The organism is Actinocorallia libanotica (genome assembly GCF_039525175.1).
Classification (GTDB): Bacteria; Actinomycetota; Actinomycetes; order Streptosporangiales; family Streptosporangiaceae; genus Actinocorallia; species Actinocorallia libanotica.
Window position 1 is genome coordinate 1 of sequence record NZ_BAAAHH010000021.1, and the last position, 18,808, is coordinate 18,808.

At 73.9% G+C, this 18,808-nt stretch carries 7 protein-coding genes; 4 read left to right on the forward strand and 3 right to left on the reverse strand.

Annotation, left to right across the window (positions count from 1 at the left end):
- The 3 genes from ABD140_RS23420 to ABD140_RS23430 all read left to right on the forward strand — a co-directional run.
- Nucleotides 1-1,537 (forward strand): ABC transporter ATP-binding protein (locus ABD140_RS23420; protein WP_344243087.1); only part of this gene is annotated, 1,537 nt, incomplete at its 5' end.
- A 58-nt stretch (nt 1,538-1,595) separates the two neighbouring features.
- Nucleotides 1,596-12,497, forward strand: coding sequence for a non-ribosomal peptide synthetase (locus ABD140_RS23425; protein WP_344243088.1), 10,902 nt, complete (start codon nt 1,596-1,598; stop codon nt 12,495-12,497).
- Entirely contained in the window at nt 12,484-14,184 is a 1,701-nt protein-coding gene (locus tag ABD140_RS23430) for an ABC transporter ATP-binding protein (RefSeq protein ID WP_344243089.1), read from the forward strand. The genes ABD140_RS23425 and ABD140_RS23430 overlap by 14 nt, the downstream gene beginning before the upstream one ends.
- On the opposite strand, the gene ABD140_RS23435 is transcribed toward ABD140_RS23430, so the two are convergent.
- On the reverse strand, nt 14,160-15,275 hold the full coding sequence (locus ABD140_RS23435) for an alpha/beta hydrolase-fold protein (RefSeq protein ID WP_344243090.1): 1,116 nt from the start codon (nt 15,273-15,275) through the stop codon (nt 14,160-14,162). The two genes, ABD140_RS23430 and ABD140_RS23435, sit on opposite strands and share 25 nt — an antisense overlap.
- 109 nt (nt 15,276-15,384) lie before the next feature.
- On the opposite strand from ABD140_RS23435, the gene ABD140_RS23440 reads away from it, so the two are divergent.
- Nucleotides 15,385-16,329 carry a methionyl-tRNA formyltransferase gene (locus tag ABD140_RS23440; RefSeq protein WP_344243091.1) on the forward strand — a complete coding sequence of 315 codons (945 nt, stop codon included), beginning with the start codon at nt 15,385-15,387 and terminating at the stop codon, nt 16,327-16,329.
- Here the strand turns inward: ABD140_RS23440 and ABD140_RS23445 are convergent.
- Both ABD140_RS23445 and ABD140_RS23450 read right to left on the reverse strand, forming a co-directional pair.
- On the reverse strand, nt 16,308-17,618 hold the full coding sequence (locus ABD140_RS23445) for an MFS transporter (RefSeq protein WP_344243092.1): 1,311 nt from the start codon (nt 17,616-17,618) through the stop codon (nt 16,308-16,310). The genes ABD140_RS23440 and ABD140_RS23445 overlap by 22 nt on opposite strands.
- Entirely contained in the window at nt 17,615-18,736 is a 1,122-nt protein-coding gene (locus ABD140_RS23450; protein WP_344243093.1) for a PLP-dependent cysteine synthase family protein, read from the reverse strand. Before ABD140_RS23450 ends, ABD140_RS23445 begins: the two co-directional genes overlap by 4 nt.
- Between the last annotated feature and the right edge of the window lie 72 nt (nt 18,737-18,808).

Here is an 18,808-nt window from a genome sequence, read left to right on the forward strand (position 1 = left end):
GGCCGCCGCGCTGCTCGGCGCGGCGGCCGTCGCGGCGTCGACGTACCTCATCGAGCGGCTCGGCGCGGACCTGCTCGCCGAACTGCGCGAGGGCGCGGTCCGGGCGGTGCTGGGCATGCCGAGCGCGCGGATCGAGCAGGTCGGCCGGGGCGACGTGCTCTCCCGGGTCGGCGACGACGTGGCCGTGATCTCCAAGGGCATCCGGACCGCCGTGCCCACGGTCTTCTCGGCGGGGGTGCTGGTCGTCATCGCCACGGCCGGCATGTTCGGGCTGGACTGGCGGCTCGGCCTGGCGGGCGCCGGCGCGCTGCCCGCCTACGCCCTGGCCCTGCGCTGGTACCTCCCCCGGTCCGCCCCGCTCTACCGGAGGCAGCGGGAGGCGCAGGCCGACCGCGCGCAGGCGCTGATCAGCGGCCTGAACGGGATCGACACGGTCCGCGCCTACCGCCTGGAGGACGCCTTCCGCGAGAAGGTCACCGCCGAGTCGTGGCGGGTGCGCGATCTGGGCATCGAGGTCTTCCGGTTCTTCGGCCGGTTCGTCGGCAGGGAGAACCGCGCCGAGTTCATCGGGCTGGTCCTCATCATCGTGGTGGGTTACGCCCTGCTGGAGACCGGCGGCGCCACCCTGGGCGAGGTGGCGGCGGCCCCGCTGCTGTTCCACCGGCTGTTCACGCCGCTGGGCGCCATCATGTTCACCTTCGACGAGGCGCAGAAGTCGGGCGCGAGCCTGACCCGGCTGGTCGGCGTGCTGGACGAGGCCGCGGAGGACCGGCTGGTGGGCGGCGCGCCGGCGGACGCCGGACCGTACGCGGTGTCGGTGCGGGGGCTGACGTTCGGCTACCCCGGCTCCGAGGAGCCGGTCCTGCGGGACATCGACCTGGCGATCCCGGCGGGCGGTTCGCTCGCGCTGGTGGGGGCGACGGGCGCGGGCAAGACGACGCTGGCCGCGCTGATCGCGGGCATCGGCAGGCCGCAGGCCGGAACGGTGCGCATCGGGTCGACCGATCTCGCCGGCCTGGACGAGGCCGGGACGCGGTCCCTGGTGAGCATCCTGACGCAGGAGACGCACGTGTTCTCCGGCTCGCTCGCCGACGACCTGCGGCTGGCCGCGCCGGAGGCGAGCGACGCCGAGCTGCTGGAGGCGCTGCGCACCGTCGGCGCCGACCTGTGGGTCGCGGCGCTGCCCGACGGGCTGGACACCGCGGTCGGCGAGGGCGGCGAGCGCCTGGACGGCACCAAGGCCGCACAGGTCGCCCTGGCCCGGCTGGTGCTGCGCCGGTCGCCGGTGGTGGTGCTGGACGAGTCGACCGCGGAGGCCGGCAGCCAGGGCGCCGCCGAACTGGAACGGGCGGTGCTGGCTGCGTGCCGGGGCCGCACCACGCTGTTCGTGGCGCACCGGCTGACCCAGGCGATGGCGGCGGACCGCATCGCCGTGCTGGACGCGGGACGGATCGTGGAAGAGGGAACGCACGAGGAGCTGGTGGCGCTGGGCGGCCGGTACGCGCAATTGTGGCGCGCTTGGCGAGAGGGTAGTTAGGCGAGGCTAATTTAGGTTAGGCTAACCTTCGCCACCTGAAGGGACGGCTGAGTCCTCGATGACGGAATCACACGTTCGTCTCGTATCCCTCTCCCCCGCACGGCTGGCCGGCGTCCGCCGGCGCACCGGCGGCGCACACTCCGACCGGACCATCACCGAAGCCTGCGCCATCGGGCTGGCGTACTGGGCGGCGGGCCGCGGCCCCGACGGCCTCCGCCTCGCCCCCGACACCCTGTTCACCGACGTCCTCGCCTGGACCGCCCACGGCGGAGGCGGACCCGGCGGCTGGGAGGTCGGCGCGGACGGCCGGAGCATCGCCCTCCCCGAGGGCGTCGCGCGGGCCGAAGCACAGCTCGCATTGGACGACCTCGCCGACTTCCCGGACCGGCCCGTGGCCACCATCGGCCCGGCCGGCACGGCCGAGCGGCTCGCCGCCCTGGCCGCGTGGAACGACAACGCGGTCGAACGCGACCGCCCGAGCATCGTGGAGCTGTTCCGCGAGCAGGCGCGGGCCCGGCCGGACGCCGTCGCCATCGTCGACGAACGCCGGTCGCTGACCTACCGCGAGGCCGCCGCACTCTCCAACCAGCTGGCCCGCCACCTGATCGAACGCGGGCTCACCGCCGAGCAGGTCGTCGGCATCTCGCTGGGCCGCTCCGCCGAGATGGTGATCGGCCTGCTCGGCGTGCTCCAGGCGGGATGCGCGTTCGTGCCGCTCGAGCCGCAGTGGCCCGCCGCGCGCCGCGCGGTCGTCATCGACGACGCCCGCGTCGTGCTGCAGCTCAACGCCTCCGGAGACCACGACGCCGGCGAACCGGAGGCCGTGGCCGTCGACCTCGACGGCTGGCGGTTCGGCGCGTACTCCGCCGAGGAGACCGGCGTCGTCCTGCCCGGCGCCTCCCTGGCGTACGTCATCTTCACGTCGGGTTCGACCGGGCGGCCCAAGGGCGCGATGATCCGGCACGAGGCGATCAGCGAGCGCCTGCTGTGGCAGGTCCGGGAGATCCTGGGCTTCGGCCACGACGACGCGTCGCTGTTCAAGGCGCCGCTGTCGTTCGACATCTCCATCAACGAGATCTTCCTGCCGCTGGTGTGCGGCGGCAGGCTGGTGGTCCTGCGGCCCGGCGGCGAACGCGACCCGCACCACCTGCTGGACGTGATCGCCGGTCAGCGCGTCACCTTCGCCTACCTGGTGTCGTCCATGCTGGACGTGCTCCTGGAGATGGCGGGCGGCTCCGGGCGGCTGGACAGCCTGCGGCACGTGTGGTGCGGCGGCGAGGTGCTGACCCCCGAACTCTACGAACGCTTCCGCGCCCGGCTCGACATCCCCCTGTACCACGGGTACGGCCCGGCCGAGACGACGATCGGCGTCTCGCACGTCATCTACCGGGGCGCGGCCGAGCGCCTGTCGACGTCGATCGGCCGCGCCAACCCCAACACCCAGCTGTACGTGCTGGACGAGGAGCTGCGCCCGGTTCCGGTCGGCGTCGGCGGCGAGCTGTACGTGGGCGGGTTCCTCCTGGGCCGCGGCTATGTCAACGCGCCCGGCCTGACGGCGTCCCGCTTCGTGGCGAACCCCTTCGCCGGGGACGGCTCCCGGCTCTACCGGACCGGCGACCTCGCCCGGTACGCCCCGGACGGGACCCTGGACTTCCTCGGCCGCGCCGACAACCAGATCAAGATCCGCGGCATGCGGCTGGAGATCGAGGACGTGGAGGCCGGCCTCGCGGAGCATCCGCGGGTGCGGCACACCTGCGTCGTCGCCAAGAAGAACACCGCGGGCGGCACCTACCTGGTGGGGTACGTGATCCCGGTCGCCGGGAGCGCGGACCTGCGGCCGGACGAGGTCAAGGCGTGGGCCGCCGAGCACATGGTCGAGTACATGGTGCCCGCGCACATCGTGGTGATGGCGGAGTTCCCGCTCACCCCCAACGGCAAGCTGGACCGGCGCGCGCTGCCGGAGCCGGTGGTCGAGGCGGGCGGATCCGTCCCGCCCGCCACCGAGGACGAACGCGCGGTGTGCGAGGCGGTCGCGGCCGTGCTGCGGCTGGACGAGGTCGGCGTCGACCAGAACTTCTTCACGCTCGGCGGGGACAGCATTCTGGCGATCTCGCTGCTGAGCGCGCTGCGCGACGCGGGCCTGCACGTCACGGCGACGCAGATCTTCACCAGCGACACCGTGGGCGCCCTGGCGGCGGTGGCGAGCCGCCAGGGCGCCCTGGCCGCGGACCGCGAGGACGTGGCGACCGGACCCGTCACGGGTTCGCCCATCGTGCGGTGGCTCGGCGAGACCACGGACGCGATCGACGGCTTCGTGCAGTCGGTCGTGCTGAACACCCCGGCGGACCTGACCGCCGAGGCCCTCGACGTGCTGCTCACCGCCCTGGTCGAGCGGCACGACATGCTGCGCGCCCGGCTGGTGCGCGGTGAACGCTGGGGCTTCGACGTACCCGAGGCGGACGGGGCCGTAGCGGGATGGCAGGAGAGCGACCGGCCGCTCGAGGAGTGCGTGGCGCTCGCCGCCGAGGGGCTGGATCCGGACGGCGGCGTGATGCTGCGCGCCGTCTGGCGGCGGGAGGCGCGGCACCTGGTCGTGGCCGTCCACCACGTGGTGATCGACGGCGTCTCCTGGCGGGTCCTGATGGAGGACCTGGCCGCGGCGTGGCGGCGGCTCGCCTCGGGCGAGCCGATCGCGCTTCCCCCGGCGGGCACGTCGTTCCGGCGCTGGACGCAGCTGCTGGAACGCGCGGCGTTCGACGCCGACCTCGGCTACTTCCGGCGTCCGCTTCCGGGGGCCGACGGGCCGGTGGGCAGACGTCCGCTGTCCGAGGCCGACACCGTCGCGCGGGAGAGAACCCGGACCGTCCCGGTCGGTCCCGAGGCCACCGCGGCCCTGCTGGGCGAGATCCCCGCGAAGTTCCACGCGGGCGTCAACGACGTGCTGCTGACCGCGCTCGCCGTCGCCCTCGCCCGGTGGCGCCGCGACCTCGGCCAGGACCAGACGTTCGCGCACATCGAACTCGAAGGACACGGCCGCGAAGGGCGGTTGGTGGCGGACGCCGCGGGTTTCGAACCGGAGCTGTCGCGGACCGTGGGCTGGTTCACCACCCTGTTCCCGGTCGTCGTGAACCCCGGCGCGACCGCCGACTTCACCGATCCCGCCTACCTGGCCGCCGCGCTCAAGGCGGTCAAGGAGGACCTCGCCCGGGTGCCGAGCAACGGCCTGTCCTACGGCGTCCTGCGCCACCTGGCCGGTGCCCGCTTCGACGCACCGGTCCCGCAGGTGCTGTTCAACTACCTGGGCCGCTACGAGGCGGGCTCGTCCGAGGACTGGAGGCTCGCGGGCGCCACGGGGCAGCTGGGCGAGAAGCGCGACCCGAGGATGCGCCTGCCGCGCGCCCTGGAGCTCAACGCCATCGCCGAACCCGGCGCGAGCGGCGAGTACGAGCTGGTCACCACCCTCTCGTGGCCGGACGGGATGTTCACCGACGCGGACATCGCGGCGTTCGGGGGATACCTCCAGACGGCCCTGACGGGACTGGCCGCGCTCGAAGAAGGCGGCCACTCCCCCGGCGACTTCAGCCCCCTGGTCCTCGCACAGTCCGACGTTGACGCCTTGGACGGCCCGGAACTGCGGGACATCCTGCCGCTGACCCCGCTGCAGGAGGGCCTGTACTTCCACTCGGTCTTCGACGGCGAGGCGGCGGGCGGCTACGTCGAGCAGCAGCTCCTCTCGCTGGACGGCGAAGTGGACGCCGGCCGGCTGGCGGCGGCGGCCACCCGGCTGCTCACGCTGTACCCGAACCTGGCCGCGCGGTTCACGGCCCTGGCCGACGGCCGCGTGGTCTCGGTGCTGGAGAGCGGGGTGACGGCTCCGTTCACCACGCTGGACCGGCCCGGAATCACCGACGAGGAGATCCGCGCGTACGCCGAACGGGACCGCCGCGCCGGTTTCGACCTGGCCGCCGGGCCCCTGATGCGGTACACGCTCATCCGCGCCGGGTCCGGCCGGAGCGTGCTGGTGCAGACCGTGCACCACATCATCGCCGACGGCTGGTCGGTGCCGCCGATGCTGCGCGCGCTGCTGGCCGAGTACCACGCGCCGGGAAGCCTGTACCCGCGCGGAGGCTTCGCCGACCACGCGCGCCGGCTCGCCGCGCGCGACGACGCCGAGAGCGACCGGGTGTGGCGCGAACGGCTCGCCGGGCTGCCCGGCCCCTCGCTGGTCGCCGAGGGACACCTCCCGTCCGACCGGTTCGCCGACACCGCCGCGGAGCCGGACGTCGACCTCGACGCCGCCGTCCGGGCGGCGGGCGTGCCGCTGAGCGTCGCCGTGCACGGCGCGTGGGCGGTGACGCTGGGCGGCGTCCTGCACGGCGAGGACGTGGTGTTCGGCTCCACGGTGTCCGGACGCGACGCGGACGTGCCCGGCATCAAGGACATGGTGGGGTTGTTCATCAACACGATCCCCGTGCGCGCCCGGTGGGGCCGCGCCACCACGGCGCGCGAGCTGCTCGCCTCGGTGCACCGGCACCAGAGCGAGGTGCTGCCGCACCAGCACGTCTCGCTGGCCCGGATCGGCCGCCAGGCCGGCGGCGGCACCCTGTTCGACACCCTGGTGGTCTTCGACGTCGCCACCGACGTCGAAGGCCTGCGCAGGCCCGGCGACGAGATCGTGGTCACCGGCATCGTGAACGAAGGCGCCCCGCACTATCCGCTGACGCTGGTGGCGGAGCGCACGCCCGACGGCCGTCCGCGCTTCAACCTGATCTACGACGAAGCGGTCCTGCGGGAAGCGGGCGCGCGGGCGATCCTGCGCACCTTCCTCCAGACGCTGACCGGCCTGCTCACCCGGCCGGACGACCCGGTCGCCGAACTGGCATCCGGCCACCGTCGCCCCGCGCCCGTCACCCGGACGACCTTGAGCGGATTGTTCGACGCCGCCGCGGAACGCGACCCGGCCGCCACCGCCGTCACCCAGTGCGGTCTCGACGGCGGCGCCCGGTCGCTGACCTACGGCGAGCTGGCCGAGGCCAAGAACGAGCTGGCCTCGGCGCTGCGCGCCGCCGGTGTCGGGCCGGGCCGGCGGGTCGCCGTCACCGTGCCGCGATCCCTCGAGCAGGTCGTCGCCCTGGTCGCCATCGTCACCGCGGGCGGCGCGTACGTGCCGCTGGATCCGGCGTATCCGGACGAGCGGCTGGCATACGTCCTCGCCGACGCCGCCCCGCAGGTCGTCCTCGTGGACCGGGAGCAGCGGGAACGCTTCACGCGGCTGGCGGCCGAGGCGGGCGTGCCGGCCCGCGTGCTCGTGCAGGGGGACGAGCCGCCGGAGGCGGCCCCGGGCGGGACCGCCGAAGCCGGCTGGCACGACCCGGCGTACGTGATCTACACGTCCGGCTCGACCGGCAGGCCCAAGGGCGTCGTCGTCCCGCACTCCAGCGTGGTGACGCTGCTCGCCAACACCCGGTACGGCATGGACTTCGGCCCGCACGACGTGTGGGTGCAGTTCCACTCCGCCTCGTTCGACTTCGCCGTGTGGGAGTTGTGGGGCGCGCTGGCGCACGGCGGTGAGCTGCTGGTGCCGGAGTACGGGCTGACCCGCTCGCCGCTCGACTTCCACCGGCTGGTCCGCGAACGCGGAGTGACGGTGCTCAACCAGACGCCGTCGGCGTTCTACCGGTTCATCGAGGCCGACCGGCACGTCGGCGAGCCGCTCCCCGCGCTGCGCCGGATCGTCTTCGGCGGCGAGGCGCTCGACCTCGGGCGGCTGCGCGGCTGGGTCGAGCGGCACGGCACCGCCACGCCCGAGCTGGTCAACATGTACGGCATCACCGAGACCACCGTCCACGTCACGCACCGGGTGCTGACCGACGCGGACTTCGCCTTCGGCGACGGCGCCAGCCCGATCGGCGGTCCGCTCCCCGGCCTGACCGCCTACCTGCTCGACGACCGGCTCCGTCCGGTGCCGCCGGGCCGGGTGGGAGCCATCTACGTCGCGGGCGACCAGGTGTCGCTCGGCTACCTGGACAGGCCGGGGCTCACCGCGGGCCGGTTCGTGGCGGACCCGTTCGCGGGCGACGGCTCCCGCATGTACCACACGGGCGACCTGGCCCGCCGCACACTGGAAGGCGAGCTGGAGTTCGTCGGCCGCGCCGACGACCAGATCCAGCTCAAGGGCTTCCGCGTCGAGCTCGGCGAGGTCGAGTCGGCGATCAGGTCGCTCGACGGCGTGGTCGACGCCGCCGTCACCGTGGCCGACGGCGGCGACCACCTGGTCGCGCACATCGTGGGCCGCGTACCCGGCGGCCTCGCCGATCTCCTGGCGGCGAAGCTGCCCGCGCACATGGTGCCGGGCCGGGTGCTCGCGGTCGAAGCCCTGCCGCTGACCGTCAACGGCAAGCTGGACCGCAGGGCCCTGGCCGAGCGCGCCGCTTCCCTGGACGAGGCTTCCCCGGACGACGCCGCTCCGGTCGCCGCGGACGGCTCCGCTCTCACCGCGCTGGTCGATCTCTTCGCCGAGACGTTGCCCGGCGTCGCGGTGGACGGCGGCACCGACTTCTTCAGAGCCGGAGGCGACAGCATCGTCGCCATCTCCCTGATCAACCGGGCTCGGGCACGCGGCCTGACGATCACCCCCCGGGACGTGTTCCTGTTCCGGACGCCGCAGGCGCTCGCCGGGCACCTGGGAGCGAGCGCGCCGCGGATCGCGGCGCCCGTCGTCCGTGAGGACGGTCCGCTGCCACCGACGCCGATCATCCTGCGCCGGCGGGAGCTGGGCGGCTCTCTCGCCCGGTTCGCCCAGGCCCGGACGCTCGCGGTGGCCGAAGGCATCGGATTCGCCGAGATCGAGCGCGCCGCGAACGCCGTCGTGGCCGCGCATCCGGCCCTCCGGCTGCGGCTGCGCGCCGAGCACGGGGTGTGGACCCTGCGCACCGAGCCCGTCCGCGAGGTCACCGTCGTCCCCGCGGACGCGGACGACGCGACGGCCGCGGCGAACGAGGCGGCCGGGCGGCTCGACCCCGAATCCGGGGAGGTGATCGCGTTCTCGTGGCTGGCGGCGAGCCGGACCCTGGTGGTCACCGTGCACCACCTCGCCGTCGACGCGGTGTCCTGGCTGATCCTGCTGGACGACCTGGCCGCCGCTCTGCGCGGGGATCCCCCGGCCCCGCCGACCACGTCCTATGCCGAGTACGCCGACGCGCTGACCGCCGGAGCCGTCCACGCGATCGACGGCCTCGGGCACTGGATCACCACGCTCCAGGCGCCCGCCCTCGTCCCCGCGATCGGGAACCTGCGCGAGATCGTCGTGGACCTCGCGCCCGATGCGACCGACCACGTGGTGCGCACCGCGCCCACCGCTCTCGGCGTCGGCCTCACCGAACTGCTGTGCGGCGCGCTGCGCAGCGCGCTGACGCACATCCAACCCTCACCCACCGACCTGGCGATCGAGCTGGAGCGGCACGGCCGGGTCCCGGCGCTCGAACACCACGACTACACCCGCACGGTCGGCTGGTTCACCTCCATCGCACCCGTGCGGCTCACCGCGCACACCGACCCCGTCGCGGCGGCACGCGAGCTCGCCGAACGCCAGCCGGACGAACGCGGACACGTCGCCTACGGACAGCTCCGCTACCTCAATCCGCAGACGGCCCCGCTGCTGACCGCACGGCCGCAGGTGTTGTTCAACTACCTCGGCCGGGGCAGCGAGTCCCAGGCGCTGCACATCACCGGCGGCGAGCAGGACGGCTCATACGCCGTCGAGGTCAACGCGTGGATCGACGCGGCCACCGCAAGCCTGCGCGCGGCCTTCACCCTCGCCGAGGACGTCCCCGACGAGCTCACCGAGCACTGGCGGCGCGCGCTGGAGCACATCGCGGAGGCCGCCGCGACGGCCGAGCGGACGGCGCCGGTCACCCCGCTCCAGCGCGGCCTGTTCTTCCAGGCCCAGCTGGCGGGCACGGCCGGGCAGTACGTCGCCCAGAGCTACTTCGACTTCGACCGGCGGCTGGACGCCGACGCCCTGGCCGCCGCGATGGCGTACGTGATCGCGCGGCATCCGGTCGTGGGCGCCGGTTTCACCACCGACGCGGACGGAGATCCGGTCCAGGTGCTGCGAGCGGGCCGGCGGGTCGGCGTCCGCACGGTCGAACTGCCGACGGACGCGGAGGTCGAAGCCCTGCGCGTCCGCGACCGGGACACGGGATTCGACACGGAGGAACCGCCGCTGATCCGGCTGACCATCGTGCGCCGCCCCGGCGGCCGCGACGGCCTGCTGCTGAGCTACCACCTCCTGCTGTGGGACGGCTGGTCGCGCGAGATCGTGCTGCGCGACCTGTTCGACGCCTACCAGGCCCTCCTCTCGGGCCGCAGACTGGACCCGGCCCCCGCCGCACCGAGCTTCGAGGACCACGCCAGGGAGCTCGCCGCCAGGGACTCCGCCGCGTCGGAACGCTTCTGGGCCGAGCACCTGGCCGGACTGCCGGGTCCGACGCTGCTCGCCGGACCGGCGCCGACGCTCTCGGACGACCTGCCGCTCACGCTCACGCGCACGCTGTCCGCCGAGCGCTCGGAACTGCTGCGGGAGGCGGCCCGGACGCACGGCGTCACACTGAACGCGGTGCTGACCGGGGCGTTCGGCCTGCTGCTGGGCGCGCACACCGGCCGCGGCGACGCCGTGTTCGGCGTGACCGTCTCCGGCCGCGAGGGCGAGGACCTGGCCGGCATCGTCGGCGTGCTGCTCAACACCGTGCCCGTGTGGACACGGCCGCGGCCGGATGGCACGGTACGGGAGTATCTGTCAGCCGTGCAGGAGGCCAGGGTCGCAGCGATGGGGCACGAACACCTGGGGCTCGGCGAGATCCAGCGGGCGGGCGGGCACGACACCCTGTTCGACAACCTCTTCGTGCTCCAGAACTTCCTGGACCTGGAGGCGTTCGCCGAGATGAACGCCAGGCACGGCATCACCTCGGTGCTGGCCGACGACTCCACGCACTACCCGTTCACCTGGGTCGTGACGCCCGGCGACCGGCTCACCGTCAAGCTGGAGTACCGCGACGGCGACACCGGGCGGGCCCGCCGCCTCCTGGACGGCTACCTGCGCGTGCTCGACGACCTGGCCCGGTCCGACGGGCCGGTGGGCGCGCTGCCGGGCCCCGGGCCCGAGCCCCGCGGCGCCGGGCGCACGGACATCGGCACGGACACGGTCGTCGACCGGTTCGACCGGGCGGCCGAGCGCACCCCGCGGCGGATCGCGCTCGTCGCCCACGGCCGGACCCTGACGTTCGCCGGGCTCCGGGAGCGCAGCCGCGCGGTGGCGGGTGTGCTCGCCCGGCGCGGCATCGGCCCGGAGAAGACCGTGGGACTGGCGATCCCCCGCTCCCTCGACTCGATCGTGGCGCTGTTCGCCGTGCTGCGCACCGGCGCCGCCTACGTGCCGCTGGAGCTGGACCATCCGGACGAGCGGATCGCCGCGATCGTCGCGGACGCCCGCCCGGACGTCGTCCTCACCGTGAGCGCCGTCTCCCCCCGGCTGAGCGGCGACCTGATCGAACTCGACCGTCCGCTGCCCGAGGCCGAGCCGTTCACGACGTTCGCGCCACAGGACCCGGACCGGCTGCGGCACCCCGCGTACACGATCTACACCTCCGGTTCGACCGGGAAGCCCAAGGGCGTGGTGACCGAGTACGCCGGGCTCACCAACATGCTCGTCAACCACCGGCGCCGGATCTTCGAGCCGGTGCTGGCCGAGCACGGCCACCGGGTCTTCCGGATCGCGCACACCGTGTCGTTCGCGTTCGACATGTCGTGGGAGGAGCTGCTGTGGCTCGCCGACGGCCACGAGGTGCACATCTGCGACGAGGAGCTGCGCCGCGACGCGCCCCGGCTGGTCGAGTACTGCCGCGAGCACGGGATCGACGTCATCAACGTGACGCCCACCTACGCGCAGCAGCTGGTGGCCGAAGGACTGCTCGACGACCCGGCGCGGCGGCCCGCGCTGGTGCTGCTGGGCGGCGAGGCGGTCACCCCTGCGCTGTGGCGGCGGCTCGCCGAGACCGAGGGGACGGTCGGCTACAACCTGTACGGGCCCACCGAGTACACCATCAACACCCTGGGCGTCGGCACCTTCGAATGCCAGGACCCGGTGGTGGGCGTGGCGATCGACAACACCGACGTGTACGTCCTGGACCCGTGGCTGCGGCCCGTCCCGGACGGGGTGCCCGGTGAGCTGTACGTGGCGGGCGTCGGCATCGCGCGCGGCTACCTCGGGCAGCCCGCCCAGACCGCGCACCGGTTCGTCGCGTGCCCGTTCGGCGCGCCCGGCGAGCGCATGTACCGCACCGGCGACCTCGTGACCCGGCGACCCGACGGGAACCTGGTGTACCTGGGCCGCACCGACCGGCAGGTCAAGATCCGGGGGCACCGGGTCGAGCCTGGCGAGGTCGAGGCCGCGTTCGCCGCGCATCCGGCGGTGCGGTTCGCCGCCGTGGCCGCCCGGCCCGATCCGCGCATGGACGGCGCGCACCTGCTCGCCGCCCATCTCGTGCTGGACGGCGCCGACCTCGCGGCGGTCGCCGCCGAGGTGTGCGCCGGGCTGCCGGAGCATCTGCGCCCCGCGCACTACGCCCGTGTCGACGCGATCCCGCTCACGGTGAACGGGAAGGCCGACACCGCAGCGCTGCCCGAGGCCAGGCCGCTGGGCGCGCTGACCACACCGGACGAACGCGGCCCGGCGACCGAGACCGAGACCGCGGTGTGCGAATACTTCGCCGAAGCACTGGACCTGGAGGATGACGAAGTGAGCGCGGTGAGCGACTTCACGGCCCTGGGGGGCCATTCCATGCTGGCGGTGCGGCTCGTCGGGCTGCTCCGCCGCGCGTACGGACCCGTGGTCACCGTCCGCGACCTGTTCGCCCTGCGCACCCCGGAAGCGATTGCACGCCACCTCGATGAGCACTCCTGACGAGCTGAGGACCCGCACCGGGTCCGGCATCCTGTGGACCGCGGTACGGCGCAACAAGGGCGCCATGGCCGCGGGCACCGTCCTCATGGGCATGTACCAGGCGGGCGAGACCGCCTTCCCCATCGCGCTCGGCCTGATCGTCGAGCACACCATGCAGGACCGCGGCCTCGGCGCGCTGGGCCTGTCGATCGCCGCGCTGGCCGTGATCATCACGACGGTGTCGTTCTCGTGGCGGTTCGGGATGCGCATCCTGCAGAAGGCCAACACGACCGAGGCGCACCGCTGGCGGGTGCGGGTGGCGGCCTGCGGGCTGCAGCCGGTGGACCGGGACACCGGCCTGAAGTCCGGTGAGGTCCTGACCATCGCCACCGAGGACGCCGACCAGACCGCCGACATCGTCGAGGTGATCCCGATGCTGGTCAGCTCGCTGGTCGCGGTGCTGGTCGCCGCGGTCGCGCTGGGCATGGCCGACCTCCGGCTCGGCCTGCTGGTGATCGCGGGGACCGTGGCGATCCTGTCGGTCCTGAGCGTGCTGTCCAGGCGCATCGGCGCCAGCACGCGGGAGCAGCAGGCGCGGGTGGCGCGGGCGGGCGCGAAGGTCGCCGACCTGATCGGCGGCCTGCGGCCGCTGCACGGCTTCGGCGGCAACCACGCGGCGTTCCTGTCCTACCGGGGGGTCAGCACCGAGGCCAAACGCCAGGCGTTCACCGTCGCCAAGGTGGGCGGCGCGTACGCGGGCGCCGCGCTGGCCCTCAACGCGGTGCTGGCCGCCGCCGTGACCCTGACGGCGGGCTGGCTGGCGTTCGACGGCCGCATCACCATCGGCGCGCTCGTCATGGCCGTGGGGCTGGCGCAGTTCATCATGGAGCCGCTGCGGCTGTTCTCCGAGATGCCGAAGTACGTGATGATCGCGCGCGCGTCGGCCGAACGGATGGCTCTGGTGCTGGCCGCGCCGCCGGTGATGGAACCGGGGCGGGAGCAGCCGTCCGCGGGAGGCGGCCTCGAGGTCGACGGCGTCCGGTACGGGGAGCTGCGCGGGCTGAAGTTCCACGTGTCCGCGGGCGAGTTCGTGGCGATCGCCGCCTATCAGCCGCGTGCGGCCGCCGACCTCGCGGCGGTCCTCGCCATGCGCGTGCCGCCCGGCGCGTATGAGGGCGTGGTGCGGGTCGGCGGGGTGGAGGCGGCGGAGCTGTCCGTCACCGACCTGCGCGCGCACATGCTGGTCAACCCCTACGACGGGGAGATCTTCGCGGGCACGCTGCGCACGAACATCGACCCTTCGGGGACCGGCCGGAAGGTCGCCGAGGCCGTCGAGGCGTCCCTGCTGACCGATGTCGTCGCCCTCCACCGCGAAGGACTCGACCACGGCGTCCGCGACCGCGGCGCGAACCTCTCCGGCGGACAGCGCCAGCGGCTGTCCCTGGCCCGCGCCCTCGCCGCCGACACCGACATCCTGGTCCTGCACGACCCGACGACGGCCGTCGACGCGGTCACCGAGCAGCTCATCGCGCGCAACGTGGCCGAGCTCCGCCGGGGCCGCACCACCCTGGTCATCACCGGCAGCCCGGCCCTCCTGGACGCCGCCGACCGCGTCCTCGTCCTGGACGACGGCGTCGTCGCCGCCGAGGGCACCCACCGCGGCCTCCTCACCGCCGACGAGGACTACTGCCTGGCCGTGGCCCGGTGATCGGGGACCGCCCCGCCGAGCACCCAGGCGACGTCCGCGAGCAGGGCGTGCCGCCAGCCCGCCCGGTCGTGGCCCGAGGGCGACCGGGAGACCCGCACGGCCGCCCCGGCCTGCGCGGCCAGGGTCTCGACCGGCTCGCAGTGCGGCAGCATCCGCGTCTCGTGCTCCCCCACGTCGAAGGCGGCGCGCAGGCCGGACAGGTCGGGGCGTTCGCGCAGGCGCTCGGCGATGACGCCGCCGGGCGGGCCGCCCAGCGGGTCCGCCGAGCCCGCGGCGCCGGGCGACCACCAGAACGAGGCGGACTGGCAGGCGATGCCGCGGACCAGCCCGGGGAACTCCAGCGCCGCGTACATCGCGCTCAGTCCGCCGAGGCTCTGCCCGGCGACCACCAGCCGGCCCAGGTCGGCGGGCACGCCGCTTCCGGCCAGCAGCGGCAGCAGCTCGTCCCGGACCGCCTCCCACAGCTCCCGCCCGCACCCGAACTCGGCCTCCCTGTCCTTGGCGGGCAGGAAGACGAGCGTGGCGGGGGGCATCTCGCCCCGGGCGACGGCCGAGTCGAACGCGTCCGCCGCCGGGTGCAGGTACAGCCAGTCGTCGCCGTCGAGCAGCAGGACCACCGGCCCGCCGCCGCCCGCCGGGTGGACCCGCACGGTGCGCCGCCCGCCGAGCCGTCCACCGGCCCAGCGGATCCGGGTGGGCGGGAGGGGCAGGACGTCGTCGGCTCCGACGGAGGGCCAGTGCGGCTGGGCGGGGAGGTCGGGCGTCGCGAAGACGGACCGGTCGCCGCCAGCGCCCACCGGGTTGAACGGGTCGGCGTACGCGGCGCCGTCCGCGAGGAACCAGTAGGTCGCCCGCATCCGCACGGGCATGGCCACCTCGGCGTACCAGCAGTCCGTGTCGCCCCACCGGCGCAGGGGCAGCGGCTCCGGGCGGCTCTCGAAGACGAGGCTCGCCGGGGACCCGCGCCATGTGAACAGGGTCTTCCAGCCTCCGTCTCCGGAAGGAACCGACACGGGTCCCGACGCCGCCGCCCAGAACCCGTCGGTGCCGGGCTCGCCGGCCGGCCCGAATTCTGCGGAAGTCTTCTCCATGCGTCGTCCTCTCGCGATCCGGGACTGGAGCCAAAGCAGAACTTAGGTTAGGCTCACCTAATTGAATGAGCGTAGCCCTTTCTCCTCCCCCCTCACAAGGAGAGCGCTGATGCGCGTCGTGATGCTCGGCTACCAGACCTGGGGACACCGCACCCTCCAGGCCCTCCTGGACTCCGGACACGAGGTGGTCCTGGCCGTCACCCACCCCCGGAGCGACCACGCCTACGAGAAGATCTGGAACGACTCCGTGGCCGACCTGGCCCGGGACCACGGCGTCCCGGTCCTCCTGCGCAACCGCCCCGACGACGACCTCCTGCTCGCCCTCAAAGAGGCCGAACCCGACCTCATCGTCGCCAACAACTGGCGCACCTGGATCCCGCCGGAGATCCTCGCCCTTCCACGGCACGGCATCCTCAACGTGCACGACTCGCTGCTTCCGGCCTACGCCGGCTTCTCCCCGCTCATCTGGGCGCTCATCAACGGCGAGGACGAGGTCGGCGTCACCGCCCACATGATGAACGCCGACCTCGACGCCGGGGACATCGTGGTGCAGCGCGCCATCCCCGTCGGCCCGCACGACACCGCCACCGACCTCTTCCACCGCACCGTCGACCTCATCGCCCCCATCGTCACCGAGGCCCTGGGCCTCATCGCCTCCGGCCGCACCGACTGGACGCCCCAGGACCGCACCAGGGCCAGCTTCTTCCACAAGCGCTCCGTCGAGGACGGCGACATCGACTGGACCTGGACCGCCGAGGAGATCGAACGCCTCGTGCGCGCCCAGTCCGACCCCTACCCCAACGCCTTCACCCACTACAGGGGCGAACGCGTCCGCGTCCTGAAGGCCTCCGTCTCCCAGGGCGTCTACGGCGGCACCCCCGGCCGCGTCTTCATCCGCGAAGGCGACGGCATCGTCATCGTCGCCGGCGCCGAAGCCCGCCGCGGCCGCAGCCGCGGCCTGGTCATCGAACGGATCCGCACCGAGGACGGCACCGACCTTCCGGCCACCGAGTTCTTCAAGACCATGGGCGGCTACCTCACCCGCCGCCCCTGAACCTCCCGCCCCGCCCCGTCCGCGGGGCGCCCCTCGGCGCGGCCGGCCCCGGCGTCCGCCTCCTCCCGGAGCGGCGCGGGGCCGGCGAGCCGTCCCCGGCGGTCCAGCGCGGTGAGCGCCCCGGCCGACGCCAGGCCGATGGCGGTCAGGAGCAGCCAGGGAAGGCCGGGGAACCGGAGGTCTCGGGCGGTGTCCAAGGCCGCGCCGGTGAGCAGGTTGGCGGTGAGGATGCCCAGCCCGGACAGCAGGTTGTGGACGCCGTAGTAGGTGCCGATGAGGCGGCCTCCGGAGAGCGCCGCGATGGTGGCCATCTCGAAGGGGAAGACCATCATCGTCCCCGCCGTCAGCAGGACCGCGCACACCAGCAGTGCCGCCAGGGGCGCTGCGAGGCCCGGCAGGCGGTCGGCGAACACCAGCGGGACGAAGGCACCGCCCATGAGGGCCAGGCCGCGCGCCATGGCCTGGCCCGGGGTGTGGCGGGCCCCGCACCAGGCGGTGAGGCGGGTCTGCCCGGCGATGCCCGCCAGCGCGGTGACGGCGAACAGGACGACGGTCCAGGTCTGGTCGCCGGTCAGGCGGCGGACCTCCAGCGGCAGCCCCAGGTAGATCTGGAACGACAGGCCGTAGGAGGCGATCATCGCGGCGGAGAACGCCAGGAACGGCCGGTTGGTGAAGGCCTCGCGCCAGTCGGTCAGCACGGGCCGCTCCGTCCCGCTCTCCGCTCCGGCCCGCGCGGGAAGGTGGCGTGCCTGTAGGACTGTCAGGAGCGCGAACACCGCCGCGGCGCCCAGGCACACCGCGCGGAAGTCGGCCTGCAGCAACACCAGCCCGAGCAGCGGGCCGAGCAGGATGCCCGCCTGGTAGAAGACGTTGAACACCGCGAACGCCTCCACCCGCCGGTCGGCTTCGGCGTGGGCGAGGTAGGCGCGGGCCGCGGGGTTGAACAGGGCGCCGGCGAAACCGGTGAGCGCGGAGGCGGCGATCAGGGCGGGCACCGCGGTGGAGAAGGCGAACAGGCCGAAGGCCACGACGCGCAGCCCGCACCCGAGCATGATCATGGGTTTGTAGCCGAGGCGGTCGGCCAGCGTGCCGCCGATGAGGAACATGCCCTGCTGGCTGAGGTTGCGCACGCCCAGGACGAGGCCGACCAGCCACAGGGCCAGGCCTGCGCCGTGGGCCAAGTGGTCGGCCAGGTAGGGCATGAGCATGTAGAAGCCGAGGTTGATCCCGGCCTGGTTGACGAACAGCACCTGGGCCGGGCGGCCGAAGGACCCGATGGAGCCCCTCATCGTCCGCCCTCCCCGGTGTGCGTGCGGGCGATCGGGTCGGCGACGGTCCGGCAGCGGGTCCAGGAGACCACCTCGCGTTCGCCGGGATGGGCGATCTCCGCGGGGGCGCCCGGGGCGGGTCCGCCCAGAAGGCCGTTGTTCAGGCAGTAGTCGTCGTCGTAGACGGTGTCCCAGTACCGCCACGGCCCGTCGGGGAAGACCGCGACCACGCAGGCGTCGGCGGGCAGGCGCGCCGCGGTCCAGGAGGCCGCCAGCGCGACCGCGCCGACGCTCCAGCCGCCGCTGACCAGTTGCGCGGCGGCCAGGCGGCGGCACGCCCACACCGCCTCGGCGGCGTTGACCCAGTGCACCTCGTCGAACAGGTCGTAGGCGACGTTGCGGGGATGGATGCTGGAGCCCAGCCCGCGCATCAGCCTGGGCCTGGCGGGCTGGCCGAAGATGGTGGAGCCGACCGAGTCCACCCCGACGACCCGCAGGCCCGGCAGGTACTCGCGCAGCACGCGGCCGACGCCCGCGCTGTGGCCTCCGGTGCCCACCGCGCACACCAGCGCGTCGATCCGCGGGAACCGCTCCAGCAGCTCGCGCGCCAGGCCGCTGTAGGCGGCGACGTTGTCGGGATTGTTGTACTGGTCGGGGCAGTACGCGCCGGGCAGCCCGGTCATGAGCTCGGCCACCCGCTGACGGCGGGCCTCCTGCCATCCGCCGGACGGGTGCGGCGCGTCCACCAGCTCCAGGCGCGCCCCGTAGGCGCACAGCAGCCGCCGCATCATCGGCTCCAGACCCGGATCGGCCACCAGCACCACCGGATGGCCGAACACCTGCCCGGCCAGCGCCAGCCCGAGGCCGAGCGTGCCGCTGGTCGACTCGACGACCGGCGCGCCCTCCGCCAGCCCGCCGTTCCGGCGCGCACGGTCGATCATGTGCAGGGCGGGCCGGTCCTTGATGCCGCCGGGATTGCAGCCCTCCAGCTTGGCCCAGAACCGGCGGCCGCCGCCGAGCAGGTCCGGAACCGGCAGCACCGGCGTGCGGCCCACCAGTCCCGGCAGCATCGTGTTGCCCGCCCGCCCCGGCAAGGGCATGACCGGCGGGTTCGGGAAGTCCTTCGTCGTCTTCGTCACGGGTTTCTCCAGGCACGGCTGACCGGGCACCTGCCGGTGCGCCGTATCAGCGGGAACGAAAGGTCGGCTTCC

What these genes read in the sequence shown, in the direction of transcription:
- ABD140_RS23425 (WP_344243088.1), top strand. Translation starts at nt 1,596, where the DNA reads ATGACGGAATCACACGTTCGTCTCGTATCCCTCTCCCCCGCACGGCTG.
- ABD140_RS23430 (WP_344243089.1), top strand. Translation starts at nt 12,484, where the DNA reads ATGAGCACTCCTGACGAGCTGAGGACCCGCACCGGGTCCGGCATCCTG.
- ABD140_RS23435 (WP_344243090.1), bottom strand. Translation starts at nt 15,275, where the DNA reads ATGGAGAAGACTTCCGCAGAATTCGGGCCGGCCGGCGAGCCCGGCACC.
- ABD140_RS23440 (WP_344243091.1), top strand. Translation starts at nt 15,385, where the DNA reads ATGCGCGTCGTGATGCTCGGCTACCAGACCTGGGGACACCGCACCCTC.
- ABD140_RS23445 (WP_344243092.1), bottom strand. Translation starts at nt 17,618, where the DNA reads ATGAGGGGCTCCATCGGGTCCTTCGGCCGCCCGGCCCAGGTGCTGTTC.